Below are 1,817 nucleotides of genomic sequence, written 5' to 3' on the forward strand. Positions count from 1 at the left end.
ATCAGCCAGACCTATGATCATCCGCAGGTGTGCCCGTGGCGATGGTCGGCACCGCCGTTGAGCTGAACACCTTTGAAATGCCATCTGCGACGCCTGCGATCGCAGCGTTCGCAATGAACTTGCCCTGTCGTTCGACCAAACGGCCCCGAATACCGGCCTTACCGTCTTCTCCAACAACATAGGCCTCCATTTTGCTTTCAAGAACGGCACCGTCGTTGCGCATGCAGGTCAGTGTTGTTGCTCGGAGATACGCACGTTCACTGGATATCTCTCCGTATCCCGAAAACAGCGCATGGCATTCACGAATATCTGCCCGGAAACGGTTTGGAAGCACTGCGAGGTCTTTGATCCGCATGAGCGCCGGATACGGGTTCTCCTTGGCCACAGCGTTTGTCGGAACGTCCAAGCCCGTGATGTTCGTCGCCTTGAACATTGACGCAGACGGGATCGGAGGAAGTTCATAAACGACGTCTTTTTCTTCCGCGTTTTTCACCTCGTCTTCCGGAACCTCCTCGCTCAGGAGTGCGACCTCAGTGGCACCGGTAGCCGTCTGGCCAGTCGTGTTTGTTGTTCCGGCTCCGGTTTCGGCAATTGGTGCTTCTTTGACTACTGGGTCGTCACTCCCTTCGAAGAAGGCATTGGCTTCTTTTGCATCCACCCGGACGTTCCATTTCGCAGACGGCGCGCGGGTATGGCGCTGGCCCGGTGAGGTCTCGGTCATCCCAGCTGCGATCGGCTGTGTTCCTCCGGTGCGATTGCCCGGTGAGGACTCACGCTTTTGCAGCTCCTCTATTGTTGTCGTTAAACGCGCAATTTGTTGTTCAAGCGCTGAAACCTGACCTTCATAGCGACTTTGGGTTTTTGTGACTGCGCGTTGGATTACGCGCTCGTTACCGTCTTCCAAGTCCTCCATCTTGGACGCGAGCGTGTTGAGGCGTCCTTCGAGGGCTTCCAGCCCAAACTCGCGGGTGTTTTCCGGTGCAATGATATTCTTGACTGGTTCGGATTTAACTTCGCGCGACCGTTCCTTGCGGTCCGGGGTGTCGTCAGCGGCCCACGCCACGGTGACAACGAAAAGCAGGGCCCCTATGGTCAGTATCCAACGCTTGGTTTTTGCTGAGATACGATCCAACATCAGTTGCCCCCTCTCAGCAGCGATCTACGCTCGTTGTAGGTTGGTTGCTCTTGATGCCGGGCCGCGACGTAAACTTCGCTTTGGTGTCCAGGTGGCAGCAAGACATCTTCCCAGAACGCGACTGCAATCACGTCTTCGGTTGCACACCAGGTTTCGTCAAGCTGCACATTGCTCGGTGTTTGGTTGTCTACGAGGCCGACATAGATGTCATAGTCCGCACCCGAGAGCTTTTGACCGCCCTTGAACGAGAACGTCACGCCATTGTGGTTCATGCAGAACTCTGGAAGGCGTGCTGCGCGCTGCACGATATTGAAACCGTCGGGCACACTCATTTGAGCGACTTTTGTGAATTCCGCGCGCACTTGCTGCATAACCGATGAAGCTGTCATCGCCATACCAGAGCTTTCGCTTGTCTTGCGCCCGCCGTGTGGCCGGAAATATTCCCCGTCACCAAATTCCAAAGCGATTTGGCGCGGAACGACATTGTTCCCGGCAATCCCAAGCTGGATTACCGGATCCTCTGTGCCCTTTTCACGGACATAGATTACGGAACGAAGCTCCCCTTTTGGCTGAAAAAAGATCGAGTTCCCCGTAATCCGATGCTGGAACTTGGCTTGATCTGTTGTAACGATCTCTGGTCGCTCGAAAGGCGTAACCAGTCGGTTCATATGCATATTTGAGA

2 protein-coding genes are annotated in these 1,817 nt (G+C 55.0%); both read right to left on the minus strand.

Going from position 1 to position 1,817, the window contains the following annotated elements; translation table 11 throughout:
* Nucleotide 1: 1 nt before the first annotated feature.
* Nucleotides 2–1,135: a TrbI/VirB10 family protein gene (locus WA429_RS21080; protein ID WP_336107892.1), complete on the minus strand. Its 1,134-nt coding sequence runs from the start codon at nt 1,133–1,135 to the stop codon at nt 2–4.
* Nucleotides 1,135–1,817 (minus strand): TraK domain-containing protein (locus WA429_RS21085; RefSeq protein WP_336107893.1); only part of this gene is annotated, 683 nt, incomplete at its 5' end. The genes WA429_RS21085 and WA429_RS21080, both read right to left, overlap by 1 nt.

It is taken from the genome of Thalassospira sp. CH_XMU1420-2 (genome assembly GCF_037029325.1).
GTDB lineage: Bacteria > Pseudomonadota > Alphaproteobacteria > Rhodospirillales > Thalassospiraceae > Thalassospira > Thalassospira povalilytica.